8 protein-coding genes are annotated in these 19,410 nt (G+C 66.8%); 5 read left to right on the plus strand and 3 right to left on the minus strand.

Features of this window, described 5'->3' with window-relative positions:
- Positions 1 to 296 precede the first annotated feature (296 nt).
- Together CHB87_RS15100 and CHB87_RS15105 are read right to left on the minus strand one after the other, a co-directional pair.
- Entirely contained in the window at positions 297 to 1,622 is a 1,326-nt protein-coding gene (locus CHB87_RS15100) for a TROVE domain-containing protein (protein ID WP_089409263.1), read from the minus strand.
- 186 nt (positions 1,623 to 1,808) lie between these two features.
- A complete protein-coding gene (locus CHB87_RS15105) occupies positions 1,809 to 2,048 on the minus strand; it encodes a hypothetical protein (RefSeq protein WP_245818021.1) in 240 nt (79 codons plus the stop codon).
- Between the two features lie 1,000 nt (positions 2,049 to 3,048).
- On the opposite strand from CHB87_RS15105, the gene CHB87_RS15110 reads away from it, so the two are divergent.
- From CHB87_RS15110 to CHB87_RS15130, 5 genes are read left to right on the plus strand one after another with little or no spacing between them, the layout of a single operon-like run.
- The gene (locus CHB87_RS15110) at positions 3,049 to 5,037 is read left to right on the plus strand and encodes a ligand-binding sensor domain-containing protein (RefSeq protein ID WP_142988368.1); all 1,989 of its coding nucleotides are present in this window, start codon (positions 3,049 to 3,051) and stop codon (positions 5,035 to 5,037) included.
- Positions 5,034 to 7,427, plus strand: coding sequence for a VIT and vWA domain-containing protein (locus CHB87_RS15115; protein WP_089409266.1), 2,394 nt, complete (start codon positions 5,034 to 5,036; stop codon positions 7,425 to 7,427). The genes CHB87_RS15110 and CHB87_RS15115 overlap by 4 nt, the downstream gene beginning before the upstream one ends.
- Entirely contained in the window at positions 7,414 to 14,838 is a 7,425-nt protein-coding gene (locus CHB87_RS15120; protein WP_142988369.1) for a tetratricopeptide repeat protein, read from the plus strand. The genes CHB87_RS15115 and CHB87_RS15120 overlap by 14 nt, the downstream gene beginning before the upstream one ends.
- Positions 14,835 to 16,574, plus strand: coding sequence for a hypothetical protein (locus tag CHB87_RS15125; protein ID WP_089409268.1), 1,740 nt, complete (start codon positions 14,835 to 14,837; stop codon positions 16,572 to 16,574). The genes CHB87_RS15120 and CHB87_RS15125 overlap by 4 nt, the downstream gene beginning before the upstream one ends.
- Complete coding sequence (locus CHB87_RS15130; protein WP_176441790.1) at positions 16,574 to 17,689, plus strand: SpoIID/LytB domain-containing protein; 1,116 nt, start codon at positions 16,574 to 16,576, stop codon at positions 17,687 to 17,689. The genes CHB87_RS15125 and CHB87_RS15130 overlap by 1 nt, the downstream gene beginning before the upstream one ends.
- Here the strand turns inward: CHB87_RS15130 and CHB87_RS15135 are convergent.
- On the minus strand, positions 17,595 to 19,343 hold the full coding sequence (locus tag CHB87_RS15135) for a mechanosensitive ion channel domain-containing protein (protein ID WP_245818022.1): 1,749 nt from the start codon (positions 19,341 to 19,343) through the stop codon (positions 17,595 to 17,597). The genes CHB87_RS15130 and CHB87_RS15135 overlap by 95 nt on opposite strands.
- Positions 19,344 to 19,410 lie beyond the last annotated feature (67 nt).

Genomic DNA, 19,410 nt, shown 5'->3' on the forward strand with positions numbered 1-19,410 from the left:
TACCAAAGTTACGGCAGCTTGAAAAGGTAAATCGCTTGTGTTGCACAAAAAACGATGCAATCGGCGCCAATTTCCGCACTGTTCCTGCTGGAAGTTCGATCATACAACGGTCGCTGCGCGAAATGGACGAAGATCGGCGCGGTGGCTGGGGTCGCTATGTATGACGAAGGTTACCTTCAGTGTGATCTGCACAGCGCAAGACGCGAAATTCTCGCAACCTTTATATAGACACCATAAAGACAGATGCCGGGAGAGCCGGCCAATAACTCCGACCGTCTCTACCCGGTTTGCTTCGCCTATGCGTTCGCCCGAGCCGCCGCCTGCTCGAACTCACGGATGTATCCCACGACGGCCTCGCTCCAGCCATCGATGTGCGTCCACGGCCCGTAGCCGACGCCGTTCCGCGCGCTGGCTACGTTGATGATGTACCCACGGCCCTTCGGCGCGGGCACACGGTCGTGCGACTGCTCGTCCGTGATGACCACGATGCGGTCGTACCGCTCGCGGACCTCGGCCAGCGCGGCGCCGAGGTTGGTCCCGCCGTGCGGCTGGCTGATCTCCATGGCGTCGCGCAGGGCGAATCCACGGCGAGGCGGCACGGCGACGGCGCCGATGGAGAAGGTGTAGATGCTCACCGTCTCGGCCAGCTCGCGCAGCAGAACCGCCAGCCCGTAGGCCGCGTCGGTACGGAGCATCTCCGACCGCGCGGAGAGCGGGTAAACCATCGAGCCGGAGACGTCGACCAGCAGCACGGTGTGACCCGGCAGACGATCCGCATCGCCAAGCGAACGGAACATCGCTCGCTCGAGCGCCGGCTCCCACTGCGGCGCGTACCGAGCCGCCGCCAGGAAGCGGAACGGCAGCACGCGGTCCGTCCGCATCTGGTCGAGCGCCTCCGTCACCAGCTCTCCGGGGACGTCCGCGGCCTTCATGTTGCGAAGGTTGCGCAGCAGCGCCAGAGCTCCGAGCCTGCGCTCCGCGAGCAGCCGCTCCCAATGCATACGCTTGTCGCCGCCGGCGGACAGTGCGACCTCCCAGGTGTCGGGCGTCGCAAGCTCGCCGGCGATCAGCCGCTTCCACAGCGCGGCCTGGGCGGCGTCCACGGGCTTCGCGTGGCAGAGAAAGAGCACATCGCGCAGACGCACGGCGTGGGCGCGGTCGTACTTGGCCAGCGCGTACTCGTCGAACTTCGTGAACGCAGCCGCGAGCCCTTTCTTCACTTGTCCGGAGAGCGGCGTCTTGCCCTCGGCCCAGTAGATGGCGAGGAACTCGGCGAGCTCGTCCGCACGCTGGATGACGTGCGCCAGCGTCTGCGCGACCAGCGCGCGATGCGTCGTATAGCGCGCCATCTCACGCACCAGCAGCAGCGGGACGTGGCGCAGCTTCATCGCCGTACGCGCCTCGACCGCAAGCGCGGCCACCTTCGCGGCCTCGACCCGGGGAACGAGCTCGCGGATGCGAGCCGCGATCGTCTGGCCGCTCTCGTAGAACTCGCTCTCCCAGAGCATGCAGGCCAGCACGCTGCGGCGCAGAGCCGCCTCGTCGGTGATCGTTGCCGCCGGCGCGCCCTCATGGGTTCGGAGCTTCGCAAATACATTCAGCTTCAGTACATTCAACTGCATCACGCACCTCCTGCGTCACTTCACTTACAACCTTTGTAAAAAATGGCCGGGGAATAAACGAGAGCGGTAGCCAGCTACCTGATTTAAGCCGAAGCTCTCCTCAGGGCAGGAATCGAACCTGCTCCTCCGCCAACAGGCGGCGCTCTACCGATGATGTATCCGCTCTCTGCGCCACCGGCGCTGGAGTTAGTCGTCGTCCTCGTCGGCTCCGACGGTAACCTTCGTGATAAATCCTGAACCGACCTTGAAGCCGCGCGGCTTCGGCTCGCCGGGACTTACATGAATGGCTAACTTCTCCATCTGTTCCCAGTTCGGACGATTCTTATCGTAGTAACCCGAGCACTCATGGACAGGAAACGGCAGCACCAGGTTCGGATGAACGTCGGTGCAGATCGAAACCATCTCCGACTCGCGAAAGCCGGTCATAATATGCGCGCTCGTACATGTCCTGCACAGGGACTCCGAACCAACCGGAGTACCGCCTTTGATATAGGGTCTGCCCATCGCTCACCTTTGTATCTCCGGCTAAGAGCCGGAATGTAAGTGGCCGGGGAATAAGTCGAACACAGTACGTTAGGCGCTCTACCAACTGAGCTACACAGAAGGTTCTCCGTGGCGGGACTCGAACCCGCGACCACCCGCGTGACAAGCGAAGTAACTGTGCTCTGCGCCACCGGCCAGAGGGAATTTCCGCACAAAGAGTTCGCCCGGGAACAGTCGAAGAGAGACCAGATCACAGACAGACTATCCACGGAATCCTGTGCTTCGGGGCGACGCCCCCATCCCGTAATATCGTTGCTGCGGCAGGCCTTCCGAGCCTGCTTCTCTGGTGGATTGGCGGAGGAAGTATCTCTCTTCTTTCACCACGGGCGATCTGCTTACGTTCGGGATTGGGCGCTCAGGGGCTTGAGGGGTTCGAACCCTCAACTTACGGATTGCTCCGTGAGTTCAGCCAGAGAAGGAACCCTGAGCTACGCCACGAACGGGCGGATCTTGGCTAAGGGAACAATGGAATACAGGCTTTTAGTCGATTTGCAGTCGAGGAACCTGTACTCTTCGCCACTCAGCGAAATAAACTGTGCGTGCGATGTGCGTAGGATCGTCCGCGGAGACTTAGGACCAATAGAACTGGAAAGCCCGGCGATCGCCGCAGAGAGGTGTCATCTCTGGGGACCTACGCAACGTGTTGTGCGAATTTTTATTCATCGGGCAATCTCCTACGCAGGTGTAACTTTGCCACGGTTCGCTTCATAAAAGCAAGTTATTTTTGTATCAATCGCAAAAATATCTATAAGTTGCTTTCGACTTACTCGTCTTGGATGGACGCCGACGCCAACACAAGACCGCCTGGAACGTGATTTTTTCCACCAGCCGTTCTCGTGGTACGCTGTGTCACCTCCTTCGAAGGATAGAGGGAACAGGCCCCATGCGACGACCGCCTACCCTGGTTCTCGTGGCTCTTCCTACCGCACTGCTTGCGGGGGCCATCGCCTTTGCCTTCATGCATGCGCAGCATGTTCTTTCTCGCGCCGGGGTAACGGCTGCGCGGCAGCATCTCTCGGTCTTCGAACTGCGTACGCTGGACCCGGCTGCGATGGCTGCGGCCAACCCCGGCTTCGAGCCGATCGCCGCACCGGCCAGCTTCGTCTCGGGCGCGTTCTTCCATGGCGATCTTTACCTCAGCGGTCCGGCTGGGCTCTACGATTACACCCCCGAAGGCGTTCTGCGCCGCGCGTGGCGCACAGGGCTCGATCTGCCTGCGGCGCCGCTGGGCGCGCTGGCGGTTGGCCGGCTGCGCGGCGCGTCTGACCGGCAGTTGCTGATCGCCACGGCGGGGGAGGGTGTGCTGATCCTCGGCCTCGACGCGCGCAATTCGCCAGAGTGGAGCCAGTTGCGCGCCGAGGATGCGGAGCTGCGCGATGTGACCGCGCTGCTCCCGCTGCCAACCGGCGAACTGCTGATCGGCACGCATCGCCACGGGCTGCAACTGTATACGGGGACCACGCTCGAACCCTTCCGGGCGGAGGTTGCGGGGCTCAATACGGCTGCGCTGCAGGTCACTTCGCTCGCCGCCGACGCTGCGGGCTTCTGGGTGGGGACGCGCAACGCCGGATTGCTGCGCGCGCATGGCGGAACGGTGGAGCATCTCGATACGGCGGCCGGGCTGCCCGACCAGCAGGTGGACTCGCTCGCCGTCGTTGAAGGCCATGTGTATGCAGGCACGCCGCTGGGCGTGGCGGAGTTTGCAGCGAGCGGCGCGGAGACGCGGCTGGCGCGCACGCTGGCGCCCGGGATGTTTGCGCATGCGTTGGAGGCCGGGACGAAGCTGCTGACGGTAGGCACGATCGACCAGGGAGTGCGGCAGGTGGCGCTCGATGGGGCGCCGCGTCTGCGCGCGATTTCGAATGGCTTCGATCAGGCGTCGCCGGAGGAGCCGGTGCAGCAGTTCGTGACGAGTGGAGACGAGACGTATGCGATCACGCAGCATGCCGTGCTGCGCCGAGCGGGTTCGGGCTGGACCACGGCGATCGCCGGGGCGCAGGCCGCGCTGACGGACGGCAACGTCTCGGCGCTGGCGTTTGCGCCGGATGGACGCCTCTGGGTTGGATTCTTCGATCGCGGGCTGGACGTGCTCTCGCCGGCGCTCGAACGGGCGGAACACCTGGAGGACGACCGGATCTTCTGCGTCAACCGGCTGGTGCTGGACCCGCGCCGCCAGACGATGGCCGTCGCCACCGCGAACGGACTCGTCCTCTTCGACGCGGCGGGCAAGCCGCGCCAGACGCTGACGCAGCGCGACGGTCTGATTGCGGATCATGTCAACGATATCGCCTTCACCGCGCAGGGCATGGCCGTCGCGACGCCTGCCGGCATCAGCTTCGTTGACCCCGGCGGCACGCAGAGTCTGTATGCCTTTCAGGGGCTGGTGAACAACCATGTCTACGCGCTGGGCGTGCGCGGCGGAAGCCTGCTGGCCGGTACGCTGGGTGGGCTGAGTCTGCTGCGGTCCGAGGCGGTGGAGCGCAGTCTGACGATCCATAACTCGGGTCTGCGTCATAACTGGATCACGGCGATTGCGCCCGGTCCGGAAGGTAGCTGGATGATCGGAACCTATGGCGCGGGCGTGATGCAACTCGTCGCGGACGGCAGTGTTCGAGCCATGGAGAACGCGACCTCCGCAACCCAGGATCTCATCATCAACCCCAACGCCATGCTCGCGACGAAGACGCACATCTATGCCGGCACGCTGGGTCGCGGGCTGCTGGTGTACACGCTGGCGAACGGCCGCTGGAGCACGTTGACGCAGGGATTGCCGTCCGAGAATGTGACGGCGCTCGCCGAGCGGGAGGGCCAGCTTTACGTCGGCACGGAGAGCGGGCTGGTGCGCATCGCGGAAGGGAAGCTCTCACGATGAGACGTCTCCTTCTCCTGCTGATGCTTGCCTGCGCGGGGCGCCTGTACGCCGATGCCGGGGTGTTGATTCCGCGCGATAAGCAGGCGCCGGACCCGGCGATTCTTTCGCTCGACGAGATGTCGGTCGAGGTGCTGATCGACAATGGCGACGCACGTGTGCGCATCGTGCAGATCTTCGCCAACCACACCAACCGTATCGAGGAGGGCACATACCAGTTCGCGCTGCCGACCGGCGCGACGGTGTCGGACTTCGGCGTGTGGGACGGGCCGACACGCATCCCCGCCGTGATCCTCGAACGCAAGCGCGCGCAGGAGGTTTATGAACGCGCGCGTATGCAGGCGATCGATCCGGGCCTGCTGCAGATGGGCGAGAGCGACGACTCCGACCCGACGCGCACGGCGATCTTTACGGCGAAGATCGTGCCGATTCCCGCGTATGGAACCAAGCGGCTGGAGTTGGAGTATCACCAGCGAGTCACCGCGACCGACTTCAAGCAGGCGTTCGTGCTGCCGTTGAAGCCCGATGCAGGGCAGCAGCAGAAGGCCAGGCGCTTCAAGCTACTGGTTCAGTTACAATCCGCGCACGGAATCGAAGGCTTCCATTTCAATGGAAATCTCTATCCGCTGAATGTAACCAAAAATGAAGCAAATAACGTGGCAGGCTTGTTTGAAGCGGAGAATGTGAGCTTCGACGAGGACTTCAATCTGACCTGGAGCCTGCCGAAGAGCGGCGCCGACAGGCTGGAGCTGCTGACGCATCGCGATCCGGCGCCTCCGCAGCCGCAGGCGGATGAGCACGCGCCGGTTCGTGCGGCGGCGCCGGAGCCGGATTTCTTCGAGGCGCAGATGCTGGTCGGCGCGGCTGCGGCGGCGACGCCGGCGGCCGGCGCCTCGCATACGCGCATCGTGCTCTTCGACAACTCGATTTCGATGCAGTGGGAGAAGCTGGAGCGCAGCTATGCGGCGCTCGAAGCGGTGCTGCACGGCCTGCGTCCGGAGGACCATTTCAACCTGCTGCTCTTCAACCAGGACGTGACAAGCTTCAAGCCGCGGCCGATTCCGGCAAGTGCGGAGAATGTCCGGCAGGCGCTCGACTTTGTGCGGGCCAGCAAGCTGCGCGGCGGCACGGATCTGGCGAAGGCCTTCGCCGCGGGACTGGCGCAGAGCACCGAGGAGAACGGCTCGCTGGTGCTGCTGACCGATGGCGGCTCCGATCGTGGCGAGAGCATCGTGACGGCGAAGATCGCGGCGCGTTGCAATCAGCTTTGGAAGCAGAGCGCGCATCACCCCGGCGTGGATATCTTCGCCGTGGGCGACGATGCGAACCTGCCGCTGCTGCGGATCCTGGCGCGCAACGATGGCGTGCTCGAGTCGGTGAACTCGACGGAGCCTGCGGACTTCAAGCTGCAGTCGTTTCTCTCGAAGATGACGCACAGCCCGCTGGCGGGCGTGAAGCTGCGGACGACGGGCGGAACAAGCCTCGTCTATGCGCTCGACGAGAGCGTCTACCCGGGCTCGTTCGCGCAGTGGGTGGGGCAGTATCAACCTGGCGGCAAACTGCTCGAAGCAGAGGTGGCGGGCAGCCGCGACGGGGTCGCGTTCACGGCGAAGGCCTCGGCCGCGCTGCCTGCGGTCAACGCGGAGCATCCGCAGCTTCCGCGTCTGTGGGCGCAGGCGCGGGTGGATGCGCTGCTCGACCAGATCGCGCGCGAGGGCGAGAGCACGGCCGCGATCGACGAGATCATCAAGCTCTCTCGCCGTTACAAATTCGTGACGCCCTATACGAGCTTTCTCGCCGCGCCGCGCTCGCTGCTGCGTCCGCGGGTGATACGGCCGGGCGACCCGGTGCTGCGCGTGCGCACCGACCCGGCGATCACGTCGGTGATCGCGCTCTTTCCCTTCGGCCTGACCAAGCCGCTGCGGCGCCTGCCCTCCGAAGACTCTCAGGATCGCAACGCGAAGGCCGGCGACGACCCCGCGAATCACCTGTGGGAGACGCGTTTCCTCGCGCCGCCCGAGATGAAGGACGGCACGTACAGCGTGCGCCTGATCCTGCGTGATACGCATGGCAATACCTATCGCGAGGCCAAGACGTTCGTGATCGCGAGCACGCCGCCGACGGTGAAGCTGCAGCTCTCGACCAGCCGCCTGCATCGCGGGCAGACGCTGACGATCAAGGCTGCGGCGAGCCAGTCCACACGCACGCTGACGGCGCATCTCGAAGGCCTCAACCCGATGCCGCTGCACTGGAGCAACGCGGCTGCGGCGAGTGTTGGAGAGCTGACGATTCCGCGCGATATGGCGATCGGACGCTACACGCTGACGGTGACGGCGGAGGATATCGCGCACAATCTCGGGACGCAGGAGGTGGTGGTCGATGTCCTCCCTTAGGCTTTCCTCCATTAGACTGTCTTCTCTGAAGCGCTGGCGGTTCGATCATTGGAGCAAAGCCGCGGCTTCCGTCTGCGCGTCGCTGCTGATCTGCGCGACAGTCGAGGCGAGAGCCGATCTGCCGGGATGGATGCAGCATGTGCTGGGCGCGAGCACGTTCGAAGCGGCGCTCTATCGCGCATTCGATCTGCCTGGCGTGAAGGTTTTATACCCGCGTCCGCCAAAGGAGGCGCAGGCGGAGTTGCAACGGCTGACTCAGGCGGATGCGAAGGCGGAGCTTTACACGCTGAAGGCTCTGACCGATGAGCAGGCGCTCGACTTTGGAGCGGCGGAGGCGGACTGGAAGACCTATGTCGCGAAGGCCGCGGATACCGGGGCCGCGAGGCTGCGGCTCGCCGATTATTACCATCGGCGGTTACAAATTCAGGATGAGGCCAAGACGCTCGCCGAGGCCGCGAACGCACCGCCGGCCGCGGGGGAGCGGTTTACGCCGCCCGTCCGGCAGCGTTCGTGGACGACCTATGAACGGCTCCTGCGGCTGCTGGACGAGCAGGGGCCCGACCGCAATCCGGCGGCGATCGCCGAGGTGTACAAGCAGTGGATCATGCGTTATCCACTTCAGACGACGCTCTACGGGCGGCTGCTGCGCGTGCAGTTGGAGCGCAGGGACTATGCCGCCGCGGAGTCGGTGATTGCGCAGTATAGGCAGGCGCGCGCCGACGATGCGGTCTTCCCGATCAAGGCGACGGCGCTGGTGGAGTACACGCGCGGATCGCAGCAGAAGGCGCTTGAGGTCTACGACCGGAGCTTCCAGCCGCTGTGGCCGCAGGAGCTGGTGGAGTCGTATCTTTCGCTGCTGGAGGCGACGCGCCAGAAGCGCGCCTTCGTGGCCGATGCGCGTGCGCGGCTGGTGCGCAATCCCGACGACCTGAACGCGCTGGCGCGCATCGTCGTCGCGAATCGCGCACAGGGGCAGGCGGAGATCGATGCATGGCGCGAGGGCAAAGACGCGCGCCGGTCGCCGTGGAGCGCGGAGGAGCTGTACACGCTGGCGCGGCTGTGTGGAGATGGGCAGAATGTGCCGGAGGCGGCGCGCTTCTACTTCGCGCTGGCCAGTGCGCAGGGCAATCTCACGGGCGGGGAGAGCGCTGCGCAGGCGGGTACAGCCGCGCTGATTCACCTGCTGCTGAGCGCGCCGGAGCAGCCGATTGCGCTGGGCGGCGGCAACCTGAGCATGTATCGCGACATCGCGACGCTCGACCATGGGCCGGGCTATTGGAACGGTGTGTTGTCGCTCTGGTTGAACGGCGCGACGCCGGATTCGAGCTTTCACGACGAAGAGTTGAAGGCGCAGCCGTACTTTCATCGCACGAAGGCGGCTGAGCTGCTGGCGCAGTTCGACAAGCAGTTCCCGAATGCGCCGCAGCGCGCGGGGCTGCATGCGGAGCTGCTGCATGTCTACGCCAACTATGGCGAGACGGCCTTGACCATCGCCGCCGCGAAGGAGTTTCTCAGCGCGTTTCCAAAGGCCGAGGAGCGCACGGAGGTCTCGGGTCTGCTGGCCGACGCGTACGCGCGGAACAAGGACACGGCCAGCGAGTTCGCGCTCTACGATGCAATGCTTGCCGAGCTTGGCGCGAAGACGGCGGGCATGCCGCTGTCCTCGGCACAGCCCGCGGCTGCGGCGCCCGAGGAGTACACGGCCCCCGCCGCGACCGAGGCCGCCACGACGACGAAACAGGCCGCGCCGCCGGCCTTCGAACTGAGCGGCATTGTCCCGGACGGTCTGCCTGTGTCGCTGCCCGCGGTGGAGTATGGGCAGACGCTCGAGCGCTACATCGGACGGCTGACCGCGCAGGGCAATCTGCCGAAGGCGCTGGAGGTGCTGCGCGCGCAGTTGGATCGCAACCCCGGGGATCCGCTGATCTACGAGCGGCTGGCCGCGTTCCTGCAACAGAACAACCTGTATGCGCAGCAGGACGCGGTCTACAAGCTCGCCATCGACAAGTTCCAGGACGCGGGCTGGTACGATAAGCTGGCGCGTCTCTACCTGCGCGAGAAGAAGCGCGAGGCCTTCGCCGATATCACGCGGCAGGTGACGCGCACCTTCGAGGGCACGGAGGTGGATCGCTTCTTCTCGCAGGTAGGGCAGGGCGGGCCGGATCTCTTCCTGCAGTTGAACCTGTACGCGGCCGAGCGCTTTCCGCATGATCTGACCTTCACGCGCAATCTGCTTGCGGCGTATACATCGAAGCAGACCGGCAACGCCGCGGCCTGGGAAAAGCTGCTGCGTCAGCACTGGATGGACGCGGAGGATCTCCGCGCGGAGTTCTTCGAGTACCTGAGCCGCACGAACAAGCTCGACGCCGAGGTGGCGCAGTTGCGGCAACTGGCGCCGGCGCAGACGCCCGAGGCCAATCCCGCCGCCGCGCGCGAGCTGGCCGAGGCCTATCTGCAGAGCTCGCACTTCGAGCAGAGCGCGCCGCTGCTGGGCTCGCTGGCGGCGCTATACCCGGCGGACGCAACGATCGGCAATCGCGCGGCGAGCGTCTTTCGTTCGCTGGCTTACTACGATCCCTCAGCCACGGGCCGCGCGGTCGCGATCGAGACGAATCTGCTGCAGGCGAACCCCGGCGATACGACGCTGCTGGCCACGCTGGGCGATCTGCATGCGGAGCAGAAAGACGGCGGCGCCACGGACCTTGCGGCGGCCGCGCCCTACTGGCGCCGTATCCCGGCAGTGCACGCGGGCTCGCCCGAGGGGTATCTTGAAGCGGCGACGATCTTCTGGGACTACTTCCAGTTCGACGACGCGCTGGCGCAGATCGCCGCCGCGCGCACACGCTTTCACAACCCCGCGCTCTATGGCTATGAGGCCGGCGCGATCGACGAGGGCCGGCGCGAGATGCCCGCCGCCATCGCGGAGTATACGGCTGCCGCGCTTGCATCGGATGAGCCCGCGCACGCGCGTCTTTTGACGCTTGCCCGGCGCAAGAGCACGCGTCCTCTGGTGGACGCGGCAACGGCCGCCGCGCTGGCTGCGCATCGCGATGCAACGGCTCTGAGCCTGCGCGCCGATGTCCTGGCAGCGCAGCGGCGCGATGCGGAGCTGCCTGCGCTTTTCGATCAGGCCATCGCGCATGCAACGACGGCGGCACAGGTGGAGGAACTCGCCACGCTCGCGCAGAGTCATGCGTTGACGCCGGTCTATGAACATGCGTTGGCCCGGCAGGCGGAGCTTGCCACGGATGGCGTGCAGAGCATCGAGCTGCAGTACACGCTCGCGCGTTCGTACGAGTCGCGACACGATGTGAAGTCCGCCACGCTGGTTATCGACAAGGTCTATCGCGCGAACCCGAAGATCCTCGGCGTGGTGCGCGCGACGACGGACTTCTACGACCGTACCGAGCAGCCGAAGCAGGCGATCGCCACGTTGCTCGAAGCCGCGAAGGCCGCGAATCCAGAGTTCGCGGCGCAGTTCACACTCGAAGCCGCGGACAAGGCCAACACCGCGGGGGACACCGCGCAGGCGCGTACGCTGGCGACCGGCCTGCTGGCACAGGAGCCATACAATCCGCGTTATCTCGCGGTCATGGCGACGAGCTATGCGCGCGCCGGCGACGATGCCGGCCTGCGGGCGTTCTACGCGGCGAAGCTCGATGCGATCAAGACCGCGCCGATCGGTCGCGACGAACGCAGGCAGACGATGGTGATTCTGCGCCGCGGCCTCATCCCCGCGCTGACCCGGCTGAAGGACTACGCGGGCGCGCTCGATCAGTACATCGCCATCATCTCGGCCTATCCCGAGGACAGCGGCACGACGCAGGTGGCGGCGCTCTATGCGCTGCGTTACAGCCGGCAGCAGCAGTTGCTCGACTTCCTGCGGACGACGTTGAAGGCCTCGCCGAGAGACAGCCGCTTCGCCATCCTGCTGGCGCAGGTGGAGACGACCTTCGAGGATCTGCCGGCAGCGGTGACGGCGTACTCGCAGGCCATTGCGATCCGCAAGGACCGCGTCGATCTTTACACCGCAAGGGCCGATCTGCTGGTCCGCCTCACTCGCCTGGATGAGGCGGCGGAGGATTATCAACGGCTCTACCTGCTGACCTACAAGGACCCGGCGTGGATGGTGCGGCTGGCGGAGCTGCGAGCGCGGCAGCAACGTCCCGCCGATGCGGTGAAGGCGCTGGAGACGGCGTGGATCACAGGCCGGCCCGTGGCCGCGGCGAACTCGTTTACGGTGGCGGCGCAGTTGGAGCAGTGGAACCTGTTGAAGGAGGCGCGCACCTACGCGGAGCTGGGCGCCTCGCAGGCGGGCGACGATCTGCTGCTGGGCGCGAACGCCGCGACGTACGCGCGCATCCTGACGCGGGCGGGGCTTGCGGACAAGGCGTTGCGGACGCTTCTCGCGGCCTATCATGCGGCCGATACGAGCGCGCTCTCGCCCGCCGTGCTGACCGCGCAGGCGGAGAAGGAGGGCGTCGCCTCGGTGACCGATGCGGAGTGGCGCAGGAACTTCGTGCAGTCGCGGCACGCGCAGTTGGATACGCAGCTCAGGCAGGGCGTCGACGCCATCGGAGCCGTGGTTCAGACGTACTTCACGCCGGAGCAGAAGCTCGCGTATGCGCAGACGCTCGACGGGCTTCGCGCAACGCCCGCGCCTGGCGTGGACGGCCAGTTTCTGATCGGCGCGGCGGCTTCGGCGGGGCTGCGGGATCGCGAGGCGGACTGGCGGAAGCAGGCGTTGATGGCCTCGGCGTCAGGCTCCCACAATCTGGTCAACCTGCAGCCTTACACGGAGCTGCAGCGGTCGCGGCTGCAGTTCGCGGCGCTGGCGCAGACGCTCGAGGCGCTTGTCGCGACGCGTCCATCGGTGGAGAAGAACGCCATGCGCCAGACGGCTGCGGAGGCCTATCGCGACGCGGGCGATGCCGGCGCGGAGCTGCGGCTGGACCGCGCGCTGGTGCAGAACGGCGATCCCAACGCACGCGAGCGATACTTTCGGCTGCTGCTGCAGCGCTCGCCAGCCTCGCTGACCGCGACCGCCGGGGGCAAGTACGGCGAGCTTGCGGATGCGGCGGCCAACTACGCGCTCGCACATGGCACGGACGCAGCGGCGCAGGCCGCGGTGGCGGCGCGCGCGGCCAATCTGCCGGCGTTGTGGCGTTCGGCGACGACCAGCCTGCTGGGGCTCTATCTGGTTGACTCCACGCCCGCCGTGAACGCGGCGTTTACTCAGAGCCTTGCCGACCGGAGCATCGGCGAACGGCTCGCCACACCGGTCGATGCGAAGACGAATCTGACCGGCAGGACGTGGTATTACTACGCGGGCCGTTACGGCGCGTATCGCATGGCCGTCACCAGCGCGGGCGATGCGGAGGACTTCCTGCCCGCCTCGCTCGAACGCAACCCGGAGTCGGCGCGCGGCTATGCCGCGCTGGGGCGGACGTATGTCGAAGCGGGCAAGCTCGATGCCGGGCTGGGCGAGTTCGGCCATGCGCTGGAGCTCGACGCCGACCAGCCGCTCATGCACGATGAGATGGCTGCGGCGCTGTGGCGCGCGGGGCGCAAGGATGAGGCGATGGCGCAATGGCGACAGGCCTATGGCTCGTTGCTTGCGGTCGAAAACAAGGCCGCGCCGCCGGCGAGCTTCTGGTCGCAGTTCGGCAACATCACCGCGAACGTGGGGCGTCGTGGCCTCGCCGCGAAGCTGCGGCCGGAGATCGACGCGGTGATGACGCCGTATCTTTCTCGCAACGGCAGCTACCGTTCGAACGAGCTGCTGCGCGCCATCTATGAGGCCTCGGCGACGCCCGCGGAGGGTACTGCCTGGATTGCAGCGCTGGCGGTCGCGTCGAAGGATCCGGCTGGCATCCTGAACGATCTTGCCTTGTATAACCAAGTACACTGGCTGGCACCGCAGTCCGCCGAGACGTTGTTGATGCGGCTGATCGAGCTGACGCGCAGCCTTCCCGCAGCCTCGGAGGGCGGCTCGCGCGCGGACGACGTCGCCATGATCCAGCGTAAGCTGATGGCGCTTTATCTGGAGCAAAACGAGCTGGCGAAGGCCGCCGCGCTGCTCGATACCGTGTCTCCGGAGAAGGTAAAGACCTACGACTTCGACCAGTCTCGCATCGTGCTGGCGGCGCGTTCCGGTCGCCTGCCCGCGCTGCTGGATGCATGGCGCGCGCAGCCGGAGTCCGCGCCGGAGGAGCCGGTGTTCAACGGGGCGCTGCGTCAGCTCCAACGCGTAACGCCCGCCTACACGCCGGACGCTGCCGTGCTGCGTACGCTGGAGGAGTTCCTCTTCGCACGCAAGCAGCTTGCGAACTCGCTGGCCGCGACTGACTTTCTCGCGCTGGCGGAGGCGCGGCTGAAGACCGGCGATCTGCCGGGCGCGCTCGACCTGCTGCACCGGCTGGCGCTGCGACCGGCGGACGGCGCCGATCCCTACGCCAACCTTGACTCCGCCGCGGCGCTGCTGGAGTCGTCGCAGCAGCCTGCGGCGGCGATTCCGTTCCTCGCGACACTTTCGCGGAGCGTGCCTTGGAACGCTAGCCTGCGCAGCCGGCTCGCGCTGGCGCAGCTTGCCGCCGGTCAGGACAGGGCGCAGGCGCAGGCCGCGCTGCTGGCCGTGGCTGCATCGTCGGACGCGCCCTACGCGCTGCGCCTCGCGGCGGCGAAGGCGTTGCCATCGGTCCAGACGGCCTCGCTTGGAAGTAAAGAGCTGGAGCTGCTGGCAGGGCGCAGCCACAGCGCCGATGCGGCCCGGCAGCCCTACTTTGCCGCAGCCAGATTCGCCGCTGCCGCCGACCCTGCGAACCGGGAGCAGGAGGCCGCGTTGCTGCGTGAGGCGATTGCAATCGACCCTGCATCGCCTGCTGCCGCACCGGCGCATCTGCGGCTGTTTGTGGTCGAAGCCGAGGCTGGACAGACGCAGGCAGCACTGGCCGTCTTCGCCTCGTTGCAGACGATGCGCTCGCCCACCCAGGCGAGCACGCCCAGTGGCGCGGACGAGGCGTCGGCCGACGCCGATGGGGCGGCGGAGGAACCGGAGGTCTCGGGTGAGCCCGGAGTCGCCGAGCTGCCGCCGCTGGCCGCCGACGAGCCCCTGGCCGCGCGGATTCACCTCGCGGAACTGCTGGCGAAGGTGCAGGAGGATGCGGGCGAGCCGGGCTTTGCGCTCGAGTATCTGCAGGCCGCTCTGCGGTTGGAGCCGGACGCAGCGCGCAAGGCCGAGCTGCGGCGCCGGTTCGACGCTCTGAATGCGGAGACGGTGCTCGAACAACGCAATGCCACGCGGCGGCCCACGATTCACGCAGCGCTCGACCAGGCGAATCTCGTCCGGCCAAGGTTGACGCTGGCCGATCTGGCGCGCGAAGCCGCCGCCGGGATCAAGGAGGCGCCATGAAGCTGCCGCATCTTTCTCGCACAAGAATCGTCCTGACAGGGCTGCTCTTCTCCATCGTGGCCGCGGCGTTTGGATGGCAGACGATCGGCAGGACCGCGCGTCCGGCGCCTCTTGCCGGGATGCTGCCGCAGGGGGCGCTGCTGACCATCGAAAGCCCCGACTTCGCCGCGCTGCTGAACGCCTGGAACGCCAGCCCGGAGCAGGCCGCGTGGCTGAAGTCGGCCAACTACAGCGTCTTTTCGAACTCGCGGCTCTTCGGCCGGCTGAGCGATGCGCAGACTCAGTTCGAAAACGCCGCAGGCCTGCCCGCCGACGCGTCGCTGTTGAAGCAGGTCGCAGGCAAGCAGTCGATCTTCGCGTGGTACGACATCGGCAACCTGGAGTTCCTCTACCTGACGCGCATGCCCGCCGGTCAGTCCGCGCAGACGGCGCTGTTGCAGGGGCGTGCGAAGTGGTCGCGGCGAGAGTCGGCCGGCGTCGCCTTCTACATCCGCAAGACGCCCGCTGGGGCGGAGGGCCCCTCACGCACAGTGGCCTTCGCGACCAGTGGCGACTGGCTGTTGCTGGCAACACGCGAAGACCTGATGGCGCAGGCGCTGCGTCTGCTCGGCGGATCGTCGCAGGAGTCGGTCGCGGCCGAGCCCTGGTACAAGGACGCACAGGCAGCCGATGCGCAGGCCGCGAATCCTGACCTGCACATGGTGTTGAACCTCGATCGGCTTGTGCCCACGCCCTACTTCCGCAGCTACTGGGTGCAGCGAAATATTACGGAGATGGGTTCGTATCGCGCCGCCGTCGCTGATCTCTATCGCGAGTCCGGCCGGTTTCGCGAGGAGCGCGTGCTGATGCCGAAGGACAACCTGCCGGCGCAGGCGAGCGGCGTCAATCTGGGGCAGCTCGCGGCTCTCGCGCCTGCCGGGACCGGCGTTTATCGCGCGACGTCCACGCAGGACGCGGCTGTGGCTTACGCGACGCTCGAAGAGAAGCTGCTGGACCGTGGAGGCAGCATCGGCGCGGCGCCGGTGGGGTCGGACGCGCCCGAGCCGGATGTCGAGGTCTCGCCCACGGGGAGCGCGTCGGACTTCGAGACGCGGATCGACGCGGTGGCCGCTGTCTCCGCGTCGCAGCCGAAGCCAAGGCCGGCGCTCCGGCAGCTCCTCGACGGCGCCGGTCTCGAGGCCAGCCTGACGCTCGATTCCGCCGGCGCCGAGGCCGGACTGTGGATTCCGATTCGCTCCGCCGTCGTGCTGCAGGCGGCAAAGCCATGGGATGAGGCGGCGCTTGAAGCGGCTGTGCAGCAGGATCTGCGCGGACGCCTGACTGCCGGAACGCTGGGGCTGGAGTGGCTGCCGCGCACGGTCGAAGGGCATGCCTTCCACGTGCTCGGCGGGGCGCACCCGCTGGCGCTGGCGGTGGAGGGCAACCTCTGCCTGCTCGCGAACGACCCGGCGCTCATGGCCTCGCTGCTGGCGCGTCTACATGCGTCGCCGCTGGACGCTCCGAACGCAAGCCTGATCGCGGGCTTCGATCATGCCAGCCAGCGCGGGCCGTATCTGCGGCTGGCGGGTCTGCTCGATGGCGGTGGAAACGCATCCGAAGGGGCTGCGCCGGCGTTCTTCCCGGGGACCGTTGGCAGCCTGTCGCAGAGCTTCGCTACGTTGGCCAGCGAGCAGATCGTGGAACGGCCGGACGGCGCGAACCTGCACCAGACCGTCACGTATCAATGGCAGAAGTAATGCGGGTGCTTTCCTTCCACGCGCTTGCGCTCGCCATTCTGCTCGCTCCCGGCATCGCGCACGCGCAACAGACGCCGCCCGCGACCGTCCGCATCTCGGTGTTCAGCCTCTTCCATCCGCGCGACCTCATTCTTCATCCCATTGTGGGGCGCTCGCTTGCGGTCCGGCTCGACGGGCAAGCGCGTACGCTCCGCCGGCAAGACATGTTAGCCATTCATGCCGACGGGACGTTGCTGCGTATGCAGATCGCGGGCGAGCCCATCGTCGCGCGCACGCTGACAACGGAGCGTGGACAGAGCTTCGAGCTGGAAGTTCCAGGCAAGCTACGGCGGCTCTATCGCGGGACGCTCACGCTGGCGGCCGGCGAGACGCTGCAACCCATCGTGACCATGGAGACCGAGGTCGCCGTCGCGTCGATCGTGCAGGCGGAGTCGCCGCCGGGCGCGCCGCGCGAGGCCTTGAAGGCGCAGGCCATCGTCTCGCGCTCGTATCTGCTGGCGAACCTCGCCCCGGCCCGCGCATACGACGCGACCGACACGACGCGCGATCAGTTTCTGCGCTCTCCTCCGCCTGCCGGAAGCCCCGCTGCGGAGGCCGCGCGCGCCACCGCCGGGCAGGTGCTGCTCTGGCAGCCTGAGGCCGGCGCGCCGAAGCGGATCGTCTCGGCGATGTACTCGCGCAGTTGCGCTGGGGTGACGCATACGCTGGCGGAGATCGGACGCAGCGGCGAGGCGGGGTACCCGTTCTATGCGGTGCGCTGCCCGCTGCATGCGGCTCACCCGGAGCTCTGGAGCAGGGATGTCGCCGCGCCCGCGCCGAAGACCGAGCAGGAGCGGATCGCGTACAACCGCGAGCATGGTTGGGAGTCGATCCCGTCCACGCCCTCATCGCGATCCGGCACGACGGTGCAGGGAAGCGGGCAGGGTCATGGCGTCGGCCTGTGCCAGACCGGGGCGGCCGACCTCGCATCGCACGGAGCCACGGCGGCGCGAATTCTCGCGCTTTACTTCCCGAATACGATCATGGGGCGCCCAGGAGCTGCGTCTCCTGCAGCAGGTCCACCATGGATTGATAGAGCCGGTTCTTCAGCTCGAAGCGGTTCTCCGCGCGGGTGACGTAGCGGACGATCACGTCGACGCCGCTGGCTGCCGGGCGCAGGTCGAGCGTGGGTTGCGCGCTGAACTGGCTCAGGCTGTTGCGTTCGACCACGCGCTGCCACTCCTGCTCGGCCTGTGCGACGTCCTGCACGGTCGCCTCGGTCACGAAGGCGCGCACCTTTTCGAGCGCTCCGGCGGAGGCCGCGGCGGCGGGGATGCTGAGCCGGATCTCGTCCCACATCCACTGTCCGGAGGTGGAGAAGTTGAAGTACTGCCCGCGAATGGCGAAGCCGTTCAGGAAGGTGACCCGTCGGCCGGTCGGGTGGCCGTGCGAGGTCCAGTTGCCGGTCTCGAGCAGCGATGTGCGGAAGAGGCCGATCTCCAGCACCTCGCCGCCGATCGAATCGATCTCGACCCAGTCGCCGACGCGGATGCCGTTCTTGCCCATCAGCACGAACCAGCCGCAGAAGGCGACGATGAAGTCCTGGAAGACGACCGTCAGACCGGCGGTCGCGAGACCCAGGATGGTCGGAACCTGCTCCGGAGGGCCGAAGACGATCAGCAGGATCAGCAGCAGGCCGACGAACTGGATGGCGACGTCGAGAATCGTCTGCAGCGTATGGATGCGGCGGCGGTCGGTGGCGACGCGGTGCAGCACCAGCCGCGCGCAGTGAATCGCCAGCACCGTCATCAGCACGACAAAGGCGACCCAGGCGAAGGAGACCATCAGCATATGGTCGACGATCCTGTGTTGCATCCAGACCTGCGCCTGCCATCGCCGGTAGATCTCGGCCAGACGCTGCTCGCATTGAATGCGGTCGTCGAGGATGCTCATCATGGAGCGCTGCGTGGCCAGCGCCTGCAGCATGTGGACGCGGGCCGCGCCCGTCTGCCCTGTCTGTTGTCCCGTCTGCTGCGAGAGGCCTTCGAGCGAGTCGTGCTCGGCGGCCATCGGCTTCACCTCGGCCAGCGCCTCCTGTTCGGCCTGGGCCAGCAGCTCGGCGCGGCTGCGCTGGTCGAACCACGCCTGCGCGCGGCCGAAGAGCGTGCGATAGCGCTTGGCGGAGATGACGGCGATCTCGCCGTTCGCCTGCTCCTGCGCCTCGTGCTTCTTCATGGCGGCCTCGTGCGTGGCAAGCTCCTGCTGGACCTCGGCGCGGGTGTCGCCGGTGGCGCGAGCCAGATCCTGCTGGGCGTCGGCCAGCTCGTTCTGGTCGAGCGTCAGTTGCGCCTTCGCCACGTCCAGGTCGTCGCCCGCGGCGGACTCGGTTCCGGCGTTCTTCGCCGCCGCGGTCAAGCTGTCGACCTGCGTCTGGTCGGTCTTCACCGAGGCCTGCAGGGTGGCGACCTTCTGCTCGAGGTCGAGCGCGCCGCCATGCAGCTTATGCGTCTGGATCGTGGCCTTGCGCAGCGCGAGCGCAAAGGCCTGATCGACCTCATGGTCGGCCAGCCGCGCGGCGTCGCGGGCCAGCGCCTGCTCCTCGGCGGAGACCGCGAGCGGCTCCAGCGCGGCGATGGTCTGCCACGGCCGCTGGTCGACCAACTCGGCGGAGGCGCCGCCACGCCGCGCCGGCAGATGCTGCATCGCGCTGCGCGTCATAAAGGCCGCCGCCACGAAGATCGCCAGCGCCACGGCGGGCGCGAGCACAAGGATGCGTCGAAGCTCTTTCATTCCACTACCTTTCCGCTACGGACAAGAGACAAGGGCAAGAGCGTAATACGGGGTTCTCTCCACTGCG

Source organism: Granulicella rosea (assembly GCF_900188085.1).
Lineage (GTDB): Bacteria > Acidobacteriota > Terriglobia > Terriglobales > Acidobacteriaceae > Edaphobacter > Edaphobacter rosea.